Source organism: Massilia sp. 2TAF26, from assembly GCF_052115005.1.
In the GTDB taxonomy this organism is placed as follows: Bacteria; Pseudomonadota; Gammaproteobacteria; order Burkholderiales; family Burkholderiaceae_D; genus Telluria.
In genome coordinates, this window is the sequence record NZ_JBFRFV010000109.1 from 1 (window position 1) to 488 (window position 488).

1 protein-coding gene is annotated in these 488 nt (G+C 42.0%); it reads right to left on the reverse strand.

Going from position 1 to position 488, the window contains the following annotated elements:
• Positions 1–261: 261 nt before the first annotated feature.
• The coding region (locus AB4Z32_RS27680; protein ID WP_442125012.1) for a MarR family winged helix-turn-helix transcriptional regulator at positions 262–488 on the reverse strand (227 nt) is incomplete at its 5' end.

The window sequence follows — 488 nt, forward strand, 5'->3', positions numbered from 1 at the left end:
ATCACACACCAATTGCCGTTAGATGATGCCGCTCATGCATATCACATATTTAATGATAAGAAGGATGATTGTATAAAGGTCATCTTAAAGCCATAAAAAAGAAGGCTTAGGAATCCTCCTAAGCCTCAGCGTGTAGACAAACCCTCGCATTCGGTGTCAGGTCTGCGTGCCGGTGCTCACGAATCTAAATTCGCTCCGCTCCGGTACTCGTCCTTCCTAGACTGCAAAGGTTGAAAAGAGGACAAAGGCTTAGGAATGTTCCTAAGCCTTTAATGGTTCGTCCATCATTTTTTCGATTAATTCAAAAAATGTTTTTTTATCTTCTTCTGAAAGGTGGTTGAACAGCTGATTGACAAGCAGCTGGCGGTTGTCGATCATTTGTTTTGCAATTTGTTCACCTGATTCAGAGAGTTCAATCCATACAGTGCGGCGGTCATTATTATTTCGAGAGCGGATAATCATCCCTTCATCTTCTAAGTGATTGAGAG